21 protein-coding genes and 1 pseudogene are annotated in these 17,768 nt (G+C 63.2%); 7 read left to right on the forward strand and 15 right to left on the reverse strand.

What is annotated here, in order from left to right; all coding sequences use genetic code 11:
• Positions 1-67: 67 nt before the first annotated feature.
• The 4 genes and pseudogenes from HMPREF2791_RS06825 (at position 68) to HMPREF2791_RS06835 (ending at position 2,591) form a co-directional block, all read left to right on the forward strand.
• Positions 68-457 carry a heavy metal-responsive transcriptional regulator gene (locus HMPREF2791_RS06825; RefSeq protein WP_004601215.1) on the forward strand — a complete coding sequence of 130 codons (390 nt, stop codon included), beginning with the start codon at positions 68-70 and terminating at the stop codon, positions 455-457.
• Between the two features lie 78 nt (positions 458-535).
• A pseudogene (locus HMPREF2791_RS06830) lies at positions 536-1,248 on the forward strand (IS6 family transposase).
• Between the two features lie 84 nt (positions 1,249-1,332).
• Positions 1,333-1,632: a hypothetical protein gene (locus tag HMPREF2791_RS11865; protein WP_141764942.1), complete on the forward strand. Its 300-nt coding sequence runs from the start codon at positions 1,333-1,335 to the stop codon at positions 1,630-1,632.
• 149 nt (positions 1,633-1,781) lie between these two features.
• The gene (locus HMPREF2791_RS06835; RefSeq protein WP_070844834.1) at positions 1,782-2,591 is read left to right on the forward strand and encodes a serine hydrolase; all 810 of its coding nucleotides are present in this window, start codon (positions 1,782-1,784) and stop codon (positions 2,589-2,591) included.
• Here HMPREF2791_RS06835 and HMPREF2791_RS06840 read toward each other — a convergent pair.
• The 3 genes from HMPREF2791_RS06840 to HMPREF2791_RS06850 form a co-directional block, all read right to left on the reverse strand.
• Entirely contained in the window at positions 2,588-3,748 is a 1,161-nt protein-coding gene (locus HMPREF2791_RS06840) for a dipeptide epimerase (protein ID WP_070844835.1), read from the reverse strand. The genes HMPREF2791_RS06835 and HMPREF2791_RS06840 overlap by 4 nt on opposite strands.
• Before the next feature lie 2 nt (positions 3,749-3,750).
• On the reverse strand, positions 3,751-4,902 hold the full coding sequence (locus tag HMPREF2791_RS06845; protein ID WP_070844836.1) for a DUF819 family protein: 1,152 nt from the start codon (positions 4,900-4,902) through the stop codon (positions 3,751-3,753).
• A 127-nt stretch (positions 4,903-5,029) separates the two neighbouring features.
• Entirely contained in the window at positions 5,030-5,710 is a 681-nt protein-coding gene (locus HMPREF2791_RS06850) for a type 1 glutamine amidotransferase domain-containing protein (RefSeq protein ID WP_083327924.1), read from the reverse strand.
• A gap of 41 nt (positions 5,711-5,751) precedes the next feature.
• Here HMPREF2791_RS06850 and HMPREF2791_RS06855 point away from each other — a divergent pair, with 41 nt between their 5' ends.
• Positions 5,752-7,203 carry a purine-cytosine permease family protein gene (locus tag HMPREF2791_RS06855; RefSeq protein ID WP_070844838.1) on the forward strand — a complete coding sequence of 484 codons (1,452 nt, stop codon included), beginning with the start codon at positions 5,752-5,754 and terminating at the stop codon, positions 7,201-7,203.
• A gap of 21 nt (positions 7,204-7,224) precedes the next feature.
• On the opposite strand, the gene HMPREF2791_RS06860 is transcribed toward HMPREF2791_RS06855, so the two are convergent.
• The 10 genes from HMPREF2791_RS06860 to HMPREF2791_RS06905 form a co-directional block, all read right to left on the reverse strand.
• Entirely contained in the window at positions 7,225-7,626 is a 402-nt protein-coding gene (locus HMPREF2791_RS06860) for a hypothetical protein (protein ID WP_070844839.1), read from the reverse strand.
• A gap of 170 nt (positions 7,627-7,796) precedes the next feature.
• Entirely contained in the window at positions 7,797-8,231 is a 435-nt protein-coding gene (locus HMPREF2791_RS06865; protein ID WP_070844840.1) for a hypothetical protein, read from the reverse strand.
• A gap of 17 nt (positions 8,232-8,248) precedes the next feature.
• Positions 8,249-9,349: a ThiF family adenylyltransferase gene (locus HMPREF2791_RS06870; RefSeq protein WP_070844841.1), complete on the reverse strand. Its 1,101-nt coding sequence runs from the start codon at positions 9,347-9,349 to the stop codon at positions 8,249-8,251.
• On the reverse strand, positions 9,350-10,132 hold the full coding sequence (locus HMPREF2791_RS06875) for a thiazole synthase (RefSeq protein ID WP_070844842.1): 783 nt from the start codon (positions 10,130-10,132) through the stop codon (positions 9,350-9,352).
• A 2-nt stretch (positions 10,133-10,134) separates the two neighbouring features.
• Complete coding sequence (thiS, locus tag HMPREF2791_RS06880; RefSeq protein ID WP_070844843.1) at positions 10,135-10,329, reverse strand: sulfur carrier protein ThiS; 195 nt, start codon at positions 10,327-10,329, stop codon at positions 10,135-10,137.
• A complete protein-coding gene (gene thiO / locus HMPREF2791_RS06885; RefSeq protein ID WP_070844864.1) occupies positions 10,326-11,393 on the reverse strand; it encodes a glycine oxidase ThiO in 1,068 nt (355 codons plus the stop codon). Before thiO ends, thiS begins: the two co-directional genes overlap by 4 nt.
• Positions 11,394-11,546: 153 nt before the next feature.
• Positions 11,547-12,215 (reverse strand): thiamine phosphate synthase, encoded by a 669-nt coding sequence (locus HMPREF2791_RS06890; protein WP_070844844.1) that lies wholly within the window; start codon positions 12,213-12,215, stop codon positions 11,547-11,549.
• Positions 12,208-12,459: a DUF7218 family protein gene (locus HMPREF2791_RS06895; RefSeq protein WP_070473252.1), complete on the reverse strand. Its 252-nt coding sequence runs from the start codon at positions 12,457-12,459 to the stop codon at positions 12,208-12,210. Before HMPREF2791_RS06895 ends, HMPREF2791_RS06890 begins: the two co-directional genes overlap by 8 nt.
• A gap of 182 nt (positions 12,460-12,641) precedes the next feature.
• Positions 12,642-13,118: a hypothetical protein gene (locus HMPREF2791_RS06900; RefSeq protein WP_070473255.1), complete on the reverse strand. Its 477-nt coding sequence runs from the start codon at positions 13,116-13,118 to the stop codon at positions 12,642-12,644.
• A gap of 24 nt (positions 13,119-13,142) precedes the next feature.
• Entirely contained in the window at positions 13,143-14,012 is an 870-nt protein-coding gene (locus HMPREF2791_RS06905) for a cation diffusion facilitator family transporter (RefSeq protein ID WP_070473258.1), read from the reverse strand.
• Positions 14,013-14,149: 137 nt separating this feature from the next.
• Between HMPREF2791_RS06905 and HMPREF2791_RS06910 the strand changes: the two genes are divergently transcribed.
• Positions 14,150-14,317: a glycerol dehydrogenase gene (locus HMPREF2791_RS06910; RefSeq protein WP_070473261.1), complete on the forward strand. Its 168-nt coding sequence runs from the start codon at positions 14,150-14,152 to the stop codon at positions 14,315-14,317.
• A 29-nt stretch (positions 14,318-14,346) separates the two neighbouring features.
• Entirely contained in the window at positions 14,347-16,089 is a 1,743-nt protein-coding gene (locus HMPREF2791_RS06915) for a BCCT family transporter (RefSeq protein ID WP_083327925.1), read from the forward strand.
• Positions 16,090-16,094: 5 nt separating this feature from the next.
• Here HMPREF2791_RS06915 and HMPREF2791_RS06920 read toward each other — a convergent pair whose 3' ends face one another.
• Positions 16,095-16,526 carry a GNAT family N-acetyltransferase gene (locus tag HMPREF2791_RS06920; protein ID WP_070844845.1) on the reverse strand — a complete coding sequence of 144 codons (432 nt, stop codon included), beginning with the start codon at positions 16,524-16,526 and terminating at the stop codon, positions 16,095-16,097.
• Complete coding sequence (locus HMPREF2791_RS06925; RefSeq protein ID WP_070844846.1) at positions 16,501-17,754, reverse strand: DUF418 domain-containing protein; 1,254 nt, start codon at positions 17,752-17,754, stop codon at positions 16,501-16,503. The genes HMPREF2791_RS06920 and HMPREF2791_RS06925 overlap by 26 nt, the downstream gene beginning before the upstream one ends.
• Between the last annotated feature and the right edge of the window lie 14 nt (positions 17,755-17,768).

Below are 17,768 nucleotides of genomic sequence, written 5' to 3' on the forward strand. Positions count from 1 at the left end.
CCATTGTGAACCTTCCAGTACAATGGAAGGTCAAGTGTGGTGGCCATTGGAAGGGGAATCGGCGAACATGAGGATCGGACAGCTTGCGGAAGCAACCGGAACCACGACCAAGACCCTGCGGTTCTACGAGGAGTCGGGGCTGCTCCCTCCGGCCGAGCGATTGGCCTCCGGCTATCGGGACTACGCCGAGGATGCCGTGGGTCGGGTCGGGTTCATCCACCGGGGCCAGGCCGCCGGGCTGACCCTCGCCCAGATCCGCCAGATCCTCGACATCCGCGACGGCGGCCAGGCGCCCTGCGAGCACGTGCGCGACCTGCTTGACGTGCGCCTCGCTGAGATCGAGCAGCAGATCGCGCAGCTCTCCGTGCTGCGCGACACTATCGCGGACCTCAGACAGGACGCCGCACACCCGGACCCTGAAACGTGCAGCACCGATCAAGTGTGTAGGTACTTGTAATCCAATTGGGCACACCTCCTGGACGGTGCTGTTGCAAAGTTCGGGCGACAGGAAGACCTGCGTGAAATAATCACAGCCATGGGCATCTTCTCCGGTCGTCATTTCCCCCCCGTGAAATCATCCTGTGGGCGGTCCGGTGGTACTGCCGCTACGGGCTCAGCTACCGCGATCTGGAAGAATTGATGACCGAACGCGGCGTACCGGTCGATCACAGCACCATCTACCGCTGGGTCCAGAAATATGCTCCTGAGCTGGACAAGCAGACCCGGTGGTACCGACAAGTCCCGGATTGGCAGGCCCGGTCCTGGCGGGTGGGCGAGACCTATATCCGGGTCGGGGGAAAGTGGTGCTACCTCTATCGGGCCATCACCGCGGGTGGGCATACCCTGGATTTTTACCTGTCCCCAAAGCGTAATGTCGCCGCAGCGAAGCGTTTCCTGGCCAAGACCCTGAGGTCGAACACGATAACCGGGTTCCCGCGGGTGATCAACACCGATAAAGCACCCTCCCTGGCCAGGGCAATCGCCGAGTTGAAGTCAGAGGGAATCTGCCCGCAGACCGTGGAACACCGGCAGGTGAAATACCTCAATAACGTCATTGAAGGAGATCATGGGCGGCTGAAATGGATCCTCGGACCGAAGGGGGCGTTCAAAAACCGGACCTCGGCGTACCGGACGTTGAAGGGGATGGAAGCGATGCACTCATTACGGAAAGGCCAGGGCGCGATGTTTGCCTACGAGCAACCGAACCCGGATGCGGTGATCGTCAGCCGGGTGTTCGAGGCTGCCTGAGAACGCCGACCCGCAGCCAGCATCAGAGGATGAAGACTGGGTCGTCACGGCTCTCCGCCTGAAGTTTGCAACAGCACCGCTGCAATGGAAGATAAAGCGCGCGGGATTGTGCTACCGGACAATGCTCTTGCAGGCGACACGGAGGAGACGTCTGATGCGTCCCCGGTTGAACGTCGAATCCAGGATTTACTTGATGTGATGCTGATGCATGCAGGTAGCTCCCCGGTTGAAGATCGTTTTGCACGCTCGCTCGATCACGCACTTGCTGCCCGTGGATCGTCCAACGTCTTTGAAGTAGTGCGTTCGGAGTTTGTGGCGCACTCTCTCCCGGTTGATGGTGACTTGTACCAGGGCGTGGTGATGTACGCGGTAGAACACTATTAGAGAGGGGCGTGCGTGCTCGATTGAAGGTAAGCAACCGATTGCGCTGGCGTGTCAGTAGGGCGCACATCGAAGACGATGGATAGCGAACGAGCCGTAGGGTTCACTTATCGCTACTGTGGAATGGTGCCAGCGTCTTTAAACTCGGGCACATGAGTGAGCGACATGATTTTGAGACACGCCCGGTCGTCGATGCGGAACCAACCATTGCGTATGCGCTATTGGATGAGCAGGGGCGGTTATCAAATTCGCGTTTGGCGCACAGGACTTTTTACGCAGCGAGCACCATAAAGCTTCACGTGATGATCGCAGTGTTACATGCCATCGATAGGGGAGAGCTCGATCTGCAAGATCCGTTGAGTTCGACGCGAACATTCAAAGGAAGCGATGGAAAACCGTTTGACCTGAGGGGCGATCACGTGGATCCGCAGTTCCCTGGTGCTGGTTCGCAAATCTCTTTGGAAGAAGTGCTGACAGCCATGATCGTAAGATCGAGTAACGAAGCCACCAACATGTGTTTGTCACTTCTTGGCGACTACAAGGCTGCCGTTGAGAAAGTTTGTGACAAGGTTGAGGTCAATCGAACAAAGGTTGAGCGCCTCATCGGGGATGCTATGGCTGTCCGCAAAGGTCGCGCCAACGAGACGAGTGCCTTCGACCTTGCAAAAACAATGCACAAGTTGGTTTCGGGCAAGTTGCTTAGCGTGGAGTCAACCCAATTCGCGGTGGAAACACTGCGTGCGCAGGAGAAGCGATTGATCCTTTCCGTTCTGAAAGACGGCGTTGACGCAGGGTCAAAATCGGGCGAGATTGAAAAAATCCAGCACGATGTGGCATTCGTTGGGACGCCGCCCTGCTCTTTGGCAATCATGTCGGAGGGCATGACAGCGGACAACGCCTCGGAGACAATCAGGGCGCTTTCCCACGCTCTTCTTTCAGCGCAGTACGTGGTGAACCACTAAAGTGGATCGGTCTCGGGCTCTAACCGTTTTAGAGCCAAACCTGGCCCGGGCGTTAGCGCGATAAACCCGTTGTTCTCCATATAACCGCCTTCCGGCACGTCATTGGCAAACCACGCTGGAGGATCTAGATCGATCATTGTTACGGCCGGATGCACTGCTGCCAGGTGCGCGCCTGCTGTGATCGAGATCCGCGGTTCCATCATGGCTCCGACCATGCACTCCATTCCTGCTGTTCGCGCCTTTTCGGCGATTTGCAGCGCCGGTTGAAGCCCCCCAGTCTTCGCCAGTTTGATATTCAAAAGGTTTGCCGCGTTAAGCTCAATAATTCGGTCGGCATCCTTGGGACTCCACAGAGCTTCGTCAGCCATGATTGGAATCGGGGAATTCTGTGTTACGTACGCCAAACCATCGAGGTCATCGCGTGGAACAGGTTGCTCGATGAGATCGATGGGCAGGTTATCGTTGGTGAACTTGTCGATCAGCTGGATTGCCTCTGCGGGGGACCAGCCTTGATTCGCGTCGAGCCGCAACGTGGCGTTGGGGGCTGCCTCCATGACTGCGGCCAGCCTCGTCCGGTCTTCCTCGGGATCAGATCCGAGCTTAATCTTCAGAATTGAGTAACCATCGGCCGCCGCTTCACTCGCTTTTTCTGCCATCGCGGTTGGGGCATCAAGGCTAACCGTCATGTCGTTTTGAATTCGAGCCTCCAGTGTCTCTGGAGCGAAAGAAGCGCCGGGATAGCCGGAGAGAAGTAAACCTAGAGGCAGCTCGAGCGACCGCGAAACCGCATCGTGTAGCGCGACATCTACCGCTGCTCGAGCACTGGTTGCTTTCGGCGTGCACTCTCGTACTAGAGCGTAGAGCTCTTCCAAGGTTCCGTGTGCTCCGGTCAAACGATCGCGCACTGTGTCATTGATTATGGTCAGGATTGTCTGGGCACTTTCGCCGGTGACCTTCACTGTCTCGGCAGCGGAGCCTTGTCCCGTGAATTGTCCTGTAGCTGTGTCAATTTCGACATCCACAACCACGTAATCAACACCGTCAGTCCGTCGTGCGGCTGTGATGAATGGACGCTTTAACGGAGACCTATGGCCGTGCGCTTTGACCGCGGTGACCTTGACTGGCCTTTGCCATGCTTGCCAAAGAAGATTCTCCATGCTTACAACCCTGCCATTACTTGAGCACCGGCGAGGCCGATCCAAGTGCCTAGGAGTGCGCCGATGAGCCCGTACAACACGCCGATAGGTGCCAACGCCTTGTTGTAAGCAGCAGCGACAACAGGAGCGGATGCGACTCCGCCGATATTTGCAGTCGAAGCAACCGCTAGCGAGAAGAGCTCGGTGCGGGTTAGTTTCGCGTACACCACCATCAGCAGGGCGTGGATCACTAGCACAAGTAGACCAGAAATGATGTAAATCGGCGCCTGGGCGATAGCGGAGAAGTCAGATCCGGATGCAATTTGGCCGATGACCAGGAAAAGCATCAGGGTTGCAATTTCTTCTGCGCCTGCGAGGTTGCCCCATTTTGTTTGGGCTACAACGAGACCGAGGATCGAAACGATAATGATCGTCCAAGCAGAGGAGTTGATGACATCGCCGATTTGGGGCAATAGTCCTCCGAGCCAAATGGAGAAGCAGGATACGGCGATCGCTCCAAAAGACACGATCGCAAGCGATTCGAGGGAGATGGGCTTTTTCTCAGTGTGGATATCGCCCGTGTCGGTGGTGAGGTAAGTGTCGCCGGCCTTCGTGAATTGGTTAAACCGGTCAGAGAAGGCCACAGAAGAGAACATTGCCAGGAGCCAGACGGAGTAAACCAGCGTATCCGTGATGAGAGCGTAACCGAAAAGTGTTTCGGGGCCCTGGAGGATGTCCTGCACTGCCACCATATTCGCGCTTCCGCCGGTCCACGAAGCAAGCATGGCGCCGAAGACCTTCCAGGATCCCTCACCTAGGGAAGATTGGAAAATCCAATACACTGCGCAAACGGCAACGAATAGGGATGCGCTAGCTACCGCCATTGTCAGTAGAAGCTTGGGCCCGAGCTTGACGATCTTCCGCAAGTCGCAGCCAAAAAGGAAAAGGAAGATCATTGCAGGGAGTGCGACCTTCTTGACCTCGCTCAGGGGAGCAGTGACTTCGTCAGCGCTCCCGAAAACTCCAACAGAATTCATCAGAGCGCACGTGAGGTACATCAACACCATGCCGGGGACGTACTTGAAGAATTTCCACCCGGTGGTTCGCTCTAGGACAATGATCACAGCCGCTAGCAGCATGATCACGCCCAGCATAACTAAGCCATCGTTAATCATCGTTCTCCCCGTCTTACTTAGATGCTCTGAGTGTGTAATTCCGGTCACAGACCAATCTATACTGTGCTGTGCATCTCTAGGTGGGTTTTGGGGAGAAAAATGAAAATGCAGCTGCCGAATAGCGGAACTACCCCAGCACCTCCAGCACCGCCTCGCCGACACCCGCCGCCGATGTCGGGTTTTGCCCGGTGATGAGCTTGCCGTCAACCACGACGTGCTTGGTCATCGGGATCTTGGCGGTGGTGTACTCGCCGGCTTGGTTGCGTAGTTTCTCCTCCAGGCTGAAGGGGACTTCCTCGGTGCGGCGGGCAAGTTTTTCTTCGGTCCAGGAGTAGCCGGTGACGTGGCGGCCGTCGAGAAGCTTGGCGCCGTTGGCGAGAGTGACGTCGAGCAGACCGCACGGGCCGTGGCAGACGGCGGCGACGACCTTGTCTGCGTCGGCGAAGTGGGCGACGGCCTTTTTCACCTCGTCATTGGCGAAGTCGAACATGGTGCCGTGGCCGCCGATGAGGTAGATGCCGTCGTAATCGTCGAGGTTCACATCCGCGATCGCGGGGGTGTCGTCGAGCTGGTCCATGAACTCGGGGTCCTCGTAGCGTTTGTTCGTGCCGCCGAGCTGGATCACCGGGGTTTTCAGGCTCACCGGGTCGATGGATACGGCGCCGCCGTCGACGCTGGCGAGGGTGACCTCGTGGCCGGCTTCGGTGAGCACGTCGTAGAAGTGCGTGTACTCGCCGAGCCACATGCCGGTGTGGATGCCGGAGTCGGTGTAGCGGTGGACGCTGGTGGAAAGCGCAAGAAATTTCATAAGACCATTATGCGGGCTTGGCCGCCACGTATAGTCCATGTATGTCACACAGCATACCCACAGCGAATAGTGCGCCAGTAGTAGAAACCCTGGGCATCGACATCGTTCCCGAATCCGAGCGCACCGCGAAACCCTCTGACCTGTTCTGGCCGTGGTTCGCCGCCAACATCTCAGTCTTCGGTATCTCCTACGGCTCGTTCGTGCTCTGGTTCGGGCTGTCATTCTGGCAGGGCGCGCTGGTCACCGCACTCGGGGTGACCTTCTCGTTCTTCCTCTGCGGGCTCATCGCCGTGGCCGGCAAGCGCGGGTCCGCGCCGACGATGGTGCTCTCGCGCGCCGCGTTCGGCGTGGAAGGGCAGAAGGTGCCGGGCATCGTCTCGTGGCTGACATCCATCGGCTGGGAGACGTTCCTTTCCATCATGGCGGTGCTGGCCACCACCACGGTGATCCGCGAGCTCGGCGGTAACCCCGGCACCGCCACCAAGGTCACCGCGACCGTGATCGTGGCCGGGCTGATCGTGGCGGCATCAGTGCTTGGCTACCACACGATTATGAAGCTGCAGTCGGTGCTGACCTGGATCACCGGCGCGGTGACCGTGCTGTACATGGCGCTGACCATCCCGCGCATCGACTGGGCCGCGGTCCAGGCCATCCCCGCCGGCTCTATGGGCAGCGTGGTGGGCGCGCTGGTGATGGTGATGACGGGCTTCGGCCTGGGCTGGATCAACATCGCGGCGGACTGGTCGCGCTACCAGCGCCGCGACACCCCGGATTCCGCCATCATCTTCTGGAACACCTTCGGCGGCGCCATCGCGCCCGCCATCCTGGTGGTGTTCGGGCTGCTGCTCGCCGCGTCCGACGAGGCGCTGGCGGAGGCGATCGCGGACGACCCGATCGGCGCGCTCGCCGTCGTGCTGCCCACCTGGGTGCTCGTGCCGTTTTTGATCACCGCGGTGCTCGCGCTGGTCTCCGGCGCGGTGCTGGGCATCTACTCCTCGGGCCTGACGCTGCTGACCCTGGGCATCAACATCCCGCGCCCCGCTGCCGCCGCCATCGACGGCGTTATTCTTACCCTCGGCACCATCTGGGTGGTCTTCTTCGCCGAAAGCTTCCTCGGGCCGTTCCAGTCCTTCCTGATCACCCTCGGCGTGCCCCTGGCCAGCTGGGCGGGCATCCTCATCGCGGACATCTACTCCCGCACGCAGGACTACGATGAGCCTTCGCTCTATCGCGCCAAAGGCCGCTACGGCGCCATCGACTGGACCTCCATCGGCATCCTGGTTGTAGCCTCCGTGATCGGGTGGGGCCTGGTGGCGAACATGTTTGCCGAGGAAGCGGCCTGGAACAACTGGCAGGGCTACCTCCTGCCGCTAGTCGGCGAGCACTGGGCGGACGCGAACCTCGGTGTCCTCGTCGCGCTCGTGCTCTCTTTCGTGGCCGCGTGGTTTGCGCGCCGGGGTCGCATCCGCCGCCAGGAGGGGAGCGCGGCTTAGCGCTCCCGCCGGGAAGCGGGGCTACGTGGCCGGGTTGCGGACCAGCAGCCGGTCCACCTGCTCCGCCAGGTCCGGGGCCTGCCCGTCGAAGTCGCCGGGAAGCTCCCGGTCGGCTTCCGCGATTGCGTGCGCGTCTGGCTGGCCGGTGGCCATGGCGGCCTCCGTGGCGTCGAGAAGCCTCTGCAGCCTCGCCACGTTGAGCTGGTACGCGCCGTCGTGCTCCGGGCCCTCCACCGGTGCGAGCCAGCCGGTGGCGGTGAAGACGAACAGACGGGACTCCAGCAAGTTCGCCTTCAGGCCAAGTTTGTCCTTCGGGTCTCCCAGGCGTTGCACGTAGCCCCTGCGCGCCTGGCGCACGGTGCCGGCGGTGTCCAGAACAGGCCCAGTGTGATCGTCGGCGAATCGTGCGATGTCGGCCAACATATGCAGTTCTCGGGGGGAGAGCGATGGCGGCTGCGTGCAGCGGACGGCGGCTCTCAATATCTCGCCCAAGGGCGCCTCCTTTTATGCGGTTGTGGTGGAACAAGCGGACATTATAAAAACCCGCTCGACGTGCGAAGCTTCTGCGTCGAACGGGCGTTCGGCTTTATGGCTTAGAGCTTGAACAGCACCTGGTTGGTGGCGCCAGCGCGCACAACTGCGCGGTGCGCGACGTCCAGCACATACAGGTTGCCGGAGAAATCCGGGGCGATGTACGCGGAGCCGAACTGCTTGACCTGCAGCGGGTTCAGCTTCTGCGGCACGCCGGTAAAGCCCTGGTTCCAGCAGTGGGTTTCGGTGGAGCCGGGGCCGATGCTCACAGCCGGGATGAGCTGCCCCGGCGGATTGCACTCCGGCTGCGTCTGGCGAGCGGTGTCGGACACGCAGATGGTCTTCGTGGTGCCCTGGACCTGGTAGATCTCGCAGCGGACGTCGCCCGAGGTGTTGGAGTAGGTGGCGGTATTGGCGGATGCGGCCGGTGTGAGCGTGGCAGCGGCGGCGATGAGGGTGGCGGCGGTAACAATGGGGGCGGTCTTTGTGATCTGCATGACAGTAGTATTGCAGTTTATGTCCAGCGCTGCACGCCTCCGGGCAGAGATCGCAAAGACATCCCCAATGTTTCGGCAAGCGCCCCGTACTCGCTGACAAACCGATCTGAGCGCACACCACCAGCGCAATACACCACCACCTCGTCGCCGGGGGAGAATTGCGCAAGCGCCCTCGACACCGCCTCCGGGTCGCGTTCCACCTCGCTGAACGGGAGGTTTATCCCCGGCACGGGCAGATCCGCGATCGCCTTCTCGTGCGGTTCGCGGACGTCGAGGGAGGGGAGGTGGTGGGCCGTGAGGGCGTCGAAAAGCTCTTGTCCTTCGGTGCTTGTCGCGCACGCCTCGGCGTAGGTGCCCAGAGTGGTGGCGAGCTCGCGCGCCGGGTCGCGGCTGACGGTAAAGCGACGGATGGTGGCGGACAGCGCGTCGTACATGTGCAGACGGCCGATCTGCACTTCGCCGATGCCGGCGAGGAACTTCACCGCCTCGGTGGACATCAGCGAGCCGACCGCGGACGTGGTCACGCCGAGCACGCCGGCGGTGGCGCAGTCCGGCACAGAATCCGCGTCGGGCTGGGTGGGGTAGAGGTCGCGCAGGCCCACCCCGTCCGCGGGCGCGCCGGGGCCGGAGTGCCACAGCGCGATGTCGCCGCGGTAGCGCAGCACCGACCCCCATAGCAGCGGCGTGCCGGTGATCTCGGCGGCGTCGGCGGCGAGGAATTTGGTGGCAAACGTGTCGGAGCCGTCGATGAGCAGGTCTACGCCCTCGAGCGCCTCGATGAAGTTGTCGGGCGTGAGGCGGTCGAAGAAGGTGGTCACTTCGATGTCCGGCTGCAGCGCGCGCAACTTTTCGGCGGCCACGTCGACCTTCCTGCGTCCCACGTCGTCCGCGCCGAAGAGGATCTGGCGGTGGATGTTGGTCAGATCCACCGTGTCGTCGTCCCACACCGTAATGTGACCGACGCCGGTGGCCGCCAGCGTCTGCATGATCGGGCAGCCCAACCCACCTGCGCCGATGACCAGCACGTGCGCGTTGTGGAGGCGCTGTTGTTGCTCCGGTCCGAAGCCGGGCAGGTTCATCTGGCGCGCGGTGCGCTTGAGTTCTTGCTCGGGTAGCACCTACAGCACCTCGTCGGCCCAGCTGGCCAGGCCGTCGAAGGTGGAGGACGCCACGGCGTGCTCGCGCTTCGGAATCCGCCCGGCGGCGCGCGCCAGGCGACCAGCTTCCACCGCGTGACGCATGGCCTGCGCCATCGCCACCGGGTCCTGGCAGCGGTTCACCGCGCTGGCTAACAGCACACCGGAGCAGCCCAGCTCCATGGCCAGCGACGCGTCGGAGGCGGTGCCCACGCCGGCGTCGATAAGCACTGGCACCTCCGCGCGCGAGCAGATCAGCTCGATGTTGTGCGGGTTCAAGATGCCAAGGCCTGTGCCAATCGGCGAGCCCAGCGGCATCACCGCCGCAGCCCCAAGGTCCTCCAAGCGCTTGGCGGCCACCGGGTCGTCGGAGGTGTAGGCGAGCACGGTAAAGCCTTCGTCGATGAGCATCTCGCAGGCGTCCACGGTCTCCACCACATCGGGCAGCAGCGTGCGGTCGTCCGCGATGACCTCCAGTTTTACCCAGTCGGTGCCCAGCGCCTCGCGCGCCAGCTTCGCGGTAATCACCGCGTCGCGCGCGGTGCGGCAACCGGCCGTGTTCGGCAGCGGCGCGATGTCCAGGCGTTTCAGCAGGTCAAACACGCTCTCCCCGCCGCCGGTTTTCGCGCTGTGGCGGCGCATCGCCACCGTGGTCAGCTCCGTGCCGGAGGCCCTCAAGGCCTGCTCCAGCATGTCAAACGAGCTCGCCCCGCCCGTGCCCATGATCAGGTGCGAGCCGAACTGCTTTCCGGCGATCTCCAGCACGTTTAGCCTCCTTGCACTGCGGTGAGGATGTCGGCGGAGCAGCCGTCGATAAGCTTTTGTGTCCACTGCGATCGCGGCACGACTTCGCCGTCGATGGCCACTGCGGTGCCGTCGGCGGGTGCGCCGACCTCCGCCACGAGTTCCTCCACCGTCGCGGCGGCGGTGGTGGCCGCTTCTCCGTTGAGCGTGATGTTCATGAATGCCTCCTCGGGTCGCACGCGGTCAAGTCTATTGAGGGCTCATGCCTATCGACGAGCTCCGCCCCGCACCGCGCCCCCAACCCCGCAAGCAGAATCCCGTGTCGGAAGTACCCGGTGGACACGACCGTGCGCTCGTCGACGCGGCCGAGGTAGGGCAGGTCGTCCGGCGTGCCGGGGCGCGCGCCCGCGGTGGCCTCGACGAAGTCGCACTCCTCCAGCGCCGGGACGAGCTCGATGGCGTCGCGCAACAGCTGGTGGATGCCCTGGATCTGCGGCTGGTCGCGGCCGTCCTCGCGGGTGGTCGCGCCGATGGTCAGCGTGCCGTCCTCGCGCGGGATGAGGTAGACGGGGCGGTCCTCCACGAAACCGCGGACCACGCGTGTGAGCAGCGGGTACTGGTGCTTGGGCACGCGCACGTGCAGCACGTCGCCGTACACCGGGCGCAGTTCCAGGCCCTCGACGAGGTGTTGGGCGCCGAGGCCGTTGGCGACGACCACCTGGTCGGCCTTGTCGAGTTGGTCGAGGCTGTCGATGCGGTCGGTTTCGAAGGTGACGTTGGCTCGGCGGCAGGCGTCGAGAAGCGCGCGCGTGAACAGGCGGGGCTGCACCTGGTGGTCGCCGTCGATGCGCACCGCGCCGTTGATGGCGGGGGAAAGCGCCGGCTCGAGCTTGCGGGCTTCGCGGGTGGTGAGCTTGTCCACCGCCATGCCGTGGCGGGACTGGTACTCGGTGAGCTCTGCGAGGTGGGTCTTGTCCGCCTTGTCCCGCGCGACCACGAGCGTGCCGTCCGTGCGGTAGCCCGTGGGCAGGTCCGAGTACTTGGCGGTGAGGTTGATGAGGTTGGGGTACCACTCGGCAGACGCTCGCATCAGCGGGAAGAGCGGATCCTGTTTGTACACCACCTCCGCAGTCGGGGCGAGCATCCCGCCCGCGTGGTGGGAGGCGCCGGAGGCGGGCTTTGGGTCGTGGACTGTGACCTGGTGGCCGCGGTCCGCGAGCGTAAGAGCCGTGGTCAAACCGATAATTCCTGCGCCGACGACCGAGATGTTCACGCTTGACAGGGTAGCGCGTTCGCGGTCTTGCGGCGTCGAGTTTCGTTGTGGCTCAGCCAGACCTCCGCGGCGCCCGTGTGCACAGACCCTGAGGAACAAAGCAGGAGTTTGCCCAAATTTCGGCCTTACTCCGGGGTGCTTCCTCTGGGTTTGTGCGTGTGGCTAGCTCGTGGCGCGTGCGCAGTCCTGCGCGCCGCGGTCGAACTCGGCGATGACGCGCTCGCAGTACGCCTTCGCGTCGTCGGCGTGCATGATGCCGCGCACGATGGCCAGCCCGTCCACGCCTTGCCGCGCCAGGTCGTAGGCGTCGTCTGCGGTGACGTCGCCGATGGCCACCAGCGGCAGCTCGGAGGCGGCCACCAGCTCCGGGTAGCCGTCCAGCCCGATCGGAGCGCGTCCGGAATCCTTCGTCGGGGTGGCGCGGAACGGCCCGCAGCCGATGTAATCAATCACGTCCTTGTGCTCGTTGGCGGCTTTGACCAGCTCTAACGTGCCGGTGGTCAGGCCGATGATCGCGTCCGGCCCGAGCAGCTCGCGGACCACACGTACGTCCAGGTCGTCCTGGCCGACGTGGACGCCGGCGATGCCTTCGTGGCGGAGGGCGGCGGCGACGTCGGCGCGGTCGTCGATAAGTACATGTGTCTGGGGGTTGACGGAGTGGACCGCCTCGGCGACGGCGCGGGAGAGCGAGTAGAGCTCGCGCGCGGAGATCGGCTTCGAGCGCACCTGGATCACACCCGCGCCGCCGGCTGCGGCCTGGCGGGCGCGCTCCACCACGTCCGGACCCTGGCCAGTGACGAAGTAACAGCGCAGGTCAAGCGGCTTAGTCACGCAGCGCCTCGATGAGCTCGTCTTTGGTCATCTCGGAGCGGCCTTCGATGTCGAGCTCCTGGGCGCGTTCATACAGCTCGTCTTTGGTCCAGTCCTCGTAGGAGCCGGACTCGCCGCCGCGCTCGCCGACAGCCGAGCGGCCGTCGCGCGCCGCCGCATTCGCGATGGCAGCCGCCTTGGACTTGGAGTTGCCCTCGCGCAGCAGGGCCTCGTAGAGCTCGGGATCCTTGATCGAATCAGCCATGGGGACAGCCTATGCGTTTTCGGGCTGGGGCGGGCTGCGGATCTGCTAGTTGCCCAAAAACAGAACTAGCAGATGACGCTGTTGCTGAAATCGGGTTCCAGTATCACCTGGGCAAACGAAAAGTTGGACACTTGATTTGCTAGTTGCCCTGAGGTGCTTACTAGCACATCAGCTCGGGGTTGCTACTTCGACGTGCGATGTGCGATCCAGCGGTCGATGCCCCACCACATCAACGGCGTGAACGCCACAGCGATGAGCCAATACAGCAGCCAGAAACTTCCGGCCATGCCGGTGACCACGATGAGCCCGACCAGGACAAGCGCAGTGATGACACTGGCGAGCACGCACTTGCCCAAGCTGGCTGTTGTCTCCGGCTTGGTGTTGGCCCCGGAGAACTTCCGGTCCATCGTGGCGATGAGATCCCGCCCAAACACGACGGAAAACACCACGTAGAACGCGGCAAAGCCGTGGAAGAAGTCGGCTTGGCCCGTGTTGTGCAAGTCGTAGGCTGCGTAGATGAGTAGTAGCAAGTCGATTGCCGGTGTCGCCGCGAGCAGCCACAAGCCGAGCCGCGGTTGGTGGAAGGTGTAGCGCATGAGCAGGCCGAGAAAGAGGCACCCCCAAAACGCGACCTCGGCGATGAGCAATGCTGCAAACATGCCCGCGAGACTAACAGCGCGAAACTACACCGACATCGGGCCGGTGCGGGTGGGATGGCCCAGCGGCTCCACGTGCACGATGGTTTCCGCGCCGCCGAGGGCTTCGGCCACGCCGACCTCGACCTCGTCGGCGTGGTCGTGGGCGTGCGCGACGGTCCAGTCGCCGGGGACCTGCATGACCAGGTTGACCATGCGCTCGCGGCCGGCGGCGGTGGTGCGTACCGAGGTGAACTTCACGCCGTTAGCGGCGCCGTACTCGTCCAGGTAGGCGTGGACGATCTGGTTTTCTTCCTTCGGCAGCGACTCGGAAAGCAGGCCCAGGATCGCGCCCTTGAGCAGCTTGTAGCCGGTGAACATGATGTTCGCGCCCACCACTAAAGCGACGATTGGGTCGAGTGGCTGCCAGCCGGTCAGCCACACCAAGGCCATGCCGACGATGACGCCGACGGTGGTCCAGACGTCGGTGAGCAAGTGGTGCCCGTCGGCGTCGAGGGTGGTGGAGCGGTACTTCTTGCCCGCGCGGATCAGCACCACGCCAACGGCGCCGTTGATGGCGGTGGCCACGACGGAAAAGGCCAGGCCGATGCCGAGCTGCTCCACCGGCACGGGGTGGATCAGCCTGTCCACGGCGGTGACCATGATGGCCACAGAGGCCAAGAGAATCAGTGAGCCTTCCACCTGCGCGGAGAAGTATTCGGCGCGGGCGTGGCCGAAGTGGTGGTTCGCGTCCGCGGGCTTGGCCGACAGCTTCAGCGCCCACAGGCCCACCGCGGCGGCGATGAGGTTGATGCCGGATTCGATGGCGTCTGAAAGAAAGCCCACCGAGCCCGTCACCCAGGCGGCGGTGGCCTTCAACACAATGGTCAGCACCGCTGCGGCGATGGAAAGCCACATGAATCGTTCGAGGAGTTTTTGCTCGTTATCAGCCACGGTTGTCGTCCCTCTCAAGCCCGCGTTGCAGAGGCTGAGCCTAGCAAATCGGTACCGTGGTTCGAACACACCGCAAATTAAAGCTCAGGAAGGTTTTCACTATGGGACGTTGGGTCGTCGCAATCGCGGGTGCCGTTATTGGCGCGCTGTTTTTCGGTTGGCTGCTGCAGATGCTGGGGGTGACCGGCATCCTCTACACCGTCGGCGTGCTGGTGGGCTCCGCCGTCACGTCGTCTCTTGCCGGCACGCTGATCAAGCCCGGACGCTAACACCACCAAAAATCTAGATAGGACCACGCATGGCGCGCACACGCCGTTTGCAAACTGACCCCCTTATTTTCTTCTCCGCGCTGGGTTTCATCCTGGTGTTCGTCGCCGCCACGCTGGCGTTCGGCGACCGGGCCCGCGAAACCTACGCGGACATCTCCGGCTGGCTTATGGACCACTTCACGTGGCTCTACGTCGGCGGCGTCTCTGCCACGCTGATCTTCCTGATCGTGGTGTTCATCTCCCGCTACGGCAACCTGCGCTTGGGCGATGACGACGACGAGCCGGAGTATTCCTACCCCGTCTGGTTCGCGATGCTCTTCGCCGCAGGCATGGGCGCGACGCTGATGTTCTGGGGTGCGGCCGAGCCGCTGAACCACGCCTACAACCCGCCGCGCGGCGGCTACGACTCCATGAGCCGCGACGCGATTATCCAGGCGTTCCAGTTCACCTACTACCACTTCGGCATCCACATGTGGGTCATCTTCACGTTGCCGGGTCTGGCCGTGGGGTACTTCGTCTATAAGCGAAAAATGCCCGCGCGTATGTCGTCGATGTTCTCGCCGCTGCTCGGCGGCAAGGTGTACGACACCCCGGGCAAGTTGCTCGATGCGCTGGGCATCATCGGCACCGTCTTCGGCCTCGCCGTGTCCGTGGGCCTGGGTGTGCTGCAGATTTCTGCGGGCATGAACATTCTTTGGGACGTCCCGCTGGTCACCCCCGTACAAATCGGCATCATCTGCGCGATCACCCTCGCCGCGTCAATTTCCGTGGCCACGGGCCTGGACAAGGGTGTGAAGATCCTGTCCAACCTGAATATCGCCGGCACGATCCTGCTGATGATCTTCGTGCTGTTCACCGGCCCCACGCTGAAGCTGCTCGGCCAGATCACCGAGTCCTTCGGCATCTACGCCCAGTCGCTGCCGGAGCTGATGTTCTGGGTGGACTCCTACAACGACAACCCGGGCTGGCACGCCACCTGGACCGCCTTCTACTGGGCGTGGACGATCTGCTGGTCGCCGTTTGTGGGCATGTTCTTCGCCCGCATCTCCCGCGGCCGCACGGTGCGCGAGTTCATCGGCGGCACCCTGCTTCTGCCCACGACCTTCGACCTGATCTGGTTTTCCATCTTCGGCCGCGCGGCCATTGACATGGAGGAGCAGGACCCGGGCGTGCTCACCACCCCGGTGGTGGAGGAGGGAGACACCCCGCAGGCGCTGTTCACCCTGCTCGCGGATTACCCGCTGTACGCCGTCACCGGCACCGTGGCGTTGGTGGTGATCGTGTTCTACTTTGTCACCTCGATGGACTCCGCTGCCCTGGTGATGGACATGTTCGCCTCCGGCGAGGAGAACAAGTCGCCCACCTTCTACCGCGTGGGCTGGGTCGTGGCCGTCGGCTTGGTCACCGGCGCGCTGCTGTTTATCAATGACTCCGGCATCGAAGCCCTGCAGCAAGTGGTGATCATCATCGCGCTGCCGTTCTTCTTCATGTACTTCGTCATGATGTACTCGCTGATGAAGGCGATGAACGACGACTCCGCCGCGGCGCGCAAGACCCGCTCCCGCACCTGGGAGAAGACCGACACCGCGGAAAAGCTCGAGGAGGGCGAAAACAAGCCGGCGCCGGGCTACGACTCGGAGGGAAACGAGGTCGAGCGCCCCGAGCTCGAGTACGACGCGGAGGACGACTCCTGGAAGTTCCCCGAGGGCTTCAGGTTGGATCGCAGCGGCGAGAACGACACGCTTGTCGACGACCGCAGGTCCGACACGTAGCAGCGCTAGCGGGCCAGCCGCATTTTCCTGTGCGGGATGCCGGTGTCCAGGAACTCCTCGCCCTCGGCGAAGAGCCCGAACTGCTCGTAGTAGCCGACCAGGCCGGACTGCGCCTCCACGATGAGGTCGCCGGGGAAGCGCTCGGTGTACGCGATGCCGGTGCGCACGATCTCCGGGCCGAGGCCGGATCCGCGGTGGTCGGGGTGGACCACAAACCGGCCGAAGCGGGAGCCGTCCGCGGTGGGGAAGACCCGGGCGCAGCCGGCCAACGTCTCACCGTCGAAGGCGAGGATGTGGCGGGTGTCAGGGCTTGCGTCCTGGTCGTCGATCTCGTTGAAGGGGCAGTGCTGCTCTGCCACGAAGACGTCCACACGCAGCTTGTACAGCTGGTGAACCTCGAGCGGCGTCATCTCACGCAGTGATTTGAGGCTGATCATATTTCGGCTCAATCCTTCCCGTCTTTCCGTAGGAGAGGTGGCGGTGCGCCCACTCGAACGGGCCCTGCTTGCCCGCCCGGTCCAGCGCAACCGCTAGCAGCAGGGTAATCAACCACACCACGAAGCCGATGATGAGCTTGCCGGTGACCGAGGCGTCCAGGCCGATGCCCAAAAACGCCGGGGTGCAGATCGCGATGAAGAGGAACGACTGCGCGAGATACCCCGACATCGAGCGCTTGCCCAGCGCCACGAACGCCCGGGCCCAGCCGGGAACCTGGTTGTTCAGCTCGTCGGTGGCCAGCGCGAGCAGCGCCAGGATGCCCGGGCCGGTGAGGTAGCCCAGCGCCTGGTTGAGCACGAACAGCGGCAGCTCCCACTCGTCCGGAAGCACACCCGCGGCCGCGAGACCCCAGGGCAGGCCGACACAGAGGACGACCAGTCCGGTGATGATGCTCCAGGTGATGAGGGTGCGGCGGTGCGCGTGGACGTCGATAAGCACTTGCTCCCGCGCCCACACGTAGCCGATGATGGCGAGCGACAACAGTTGCACCGCAGAGAACGGCTGCGCGACCAGCAGCCCAAGCGCCATGTCCAGGTTGGACGAGAAATACTCCCCGAAGGTGTCGAAGGTGACGGTGGGGTCGGTCTGGTTGAAGCCGCCGGACGCGTCGAAGTAGAACGAAGCGATGCCGCCGGCGACGCCGAAGGCTGTGAACAGGCCGAGGATGGTGTAGGCGATGATGCGCAGCGTTTTTGAACTCAGCGTGAGCATCGCGGCGAGCAGTATGCCCACCAGCCCGTAGTTGAACATGATGTCGCCGTAGAACAGCAGGAACATGTGCGCCACGCCGAACAGCGCGAGCGCGCCGTAGCGGCGGTACAGCACGCGCCTGGCCTGCTTGGCGGGGTAGTGCTTGCGGTACAGGCTGGCCGCCACCAGGCCGAAGCCGAAGCCCAGCAGCGTGGAGAACATCGGCAGGCCACGCACGTGGATGAACATCGCGGCGAACACGGCGCTGATTTGGTCGATCATGCTGTCCGGGCGCACGCCGCCGACGGACCAGCCGACGCGGGACTGGTCCTCCGACCAGTCGTTGATCACCCAGGCCTGGGCGGCGTTCGCCATCGCGATGCCCAGAAGGGCGGTGCCGCGCGCCAGATCTGGGACGATCAGACGGGTGCGTTGCTGCTGGGGTTCGTGCTGTTCGGCGTTGACGGCTTCGTGCATGCGCTCAAGGTACC

The organism is Corynebacterium sp. HMSC034A01, assembly GCF_001838175.1.
GTDB lineage: Bacteria > Actinomycetota > Actinomycetes > Mycobacteriales > Mycobacteriaceae > Corynebacterium.

Bases quoted from the DNA above. Each gene is read 5' to 3' on its own strand.
- HMPREF2791_RS06825 (WP_004601215.1), top strand. From the start codon at position 68: ATGAGGATCGGACAGCTTGCGGAAGCAACCGGAACCACGACCAAGACC.
- HMPREF2791_RS11865 (WP_141764942.1), top strand. From the start codon at position 1,333: ATGGAAGATAAAGCGCGCGGGATTGTGCTACCGGACAATGCTCTTGCA.
- HMPREF2791_RS06835 (WP_070844834.1), top strand. From the start codon at position 1,782: ATGAGTGAGCGACATGATTTTGAGACACGCCCGGTCGTCGATGCGGAA.
- HMPREF2791_RS06840 (WP_070844835.1), bottom strand. From the start codon at position 3,748: ATGGAGAATCTTCTTTGGCAAGCATGGCAAAGGCCAGTCAAGGTCACC.
- HMPREF2791_RS06845 (WP_070844836.1), bottom strand. From the start codon at position 4,902: ATGATTAACGATGGCTTAGTTATGCTGGGCGTGATCATGCTGCTAGCG.
- HMPREF2791_RS06850 (WP_083327924.1), bottom strand. From the start codon at position 5,710: ATGAAATTTCTTGCGCTTTCCACCAGCGTCCACCGCTACACCGACTCC.
- HMPREF2791_RS06855 (WP_070844838.1), top strand. From the start codon at position 5,752: ATGTCACACAGCATACCCACAGCGAATAGTGCGCCAGTAGTAGAAACC.
- HMPREF2791_RS06860 (WP_070844839.1), bottom strand. From the start codon at position 7,626: ATGTTGGCCGACATCGCACGATTCGCCGACGATCACACTGGGCCTGTT.
- HMPREF2791_RS06865 (WP_070844840.1), bottom strand. From the start codon at position 8,231: ATGCAGATCACAAAGACCGCCCCCATTGTTACCGCCGCCACCCTCATC.
- thiS (WP_070844843.1), bottom strand. From the start codon at position 10,329: ATGAACATCACGCTCAACGGAGAAGCGGCCACCACCGCCGCCGCGACG.
- HMPREF2791_RS06895 (WP_070473252.1), bottom strand. From the start codon at position 12,459: ATGGCTGATTCGATCAAGGATCCCGAGCTCTACGAGGCCCTGCTGCGC.
- HMPREF2791_RS06900 (WP_070473255.1), bottom strand. From the start codon at position 13,118: ATGTTTGCAGCATTGCTCATCGCCGAGGTCGCGTTTTGGGGGTGCCTC.
- HMPREF2791_RS06905 (WP_070473258.1), bottom strand. From the start codon at position 14,012: ATGTGGCTTTCCATCGCCGCAGCGGTGCTGACCATTGTGTTGAAGGCC.
- HMPREF2791_RS06910 (WP_070473261.1), top strand. From the start codon at position 14,150: ATGGGACGTTGGGTCGTCGCAATCGCGGGTGCCGTTATTGGCGCGCTG.
- HMPREF2791_RS06915 (WP_083327925.1), top strand. From the start codon at position 14,347: ATGGCGCGCACACGCCGTTTGCAAACTGACCCCCTTATTTTCTTCTCC.
- HMPREF2791_RS06920 (WP_070844845.1), bottom strand. From the start codon at position 16,526: ATGATCAGCCTCAAATCACTGCGTGAGATGACGCCGCTCGAGGTTCAC.
- HMPREF2791_RS06925 (WP_070844846.1), bottom strand. From the start codon at position 17,754: ATGCACGAAGCCGTCAACGCCGAACAGCACGAACCCCAGCAGCAACGC.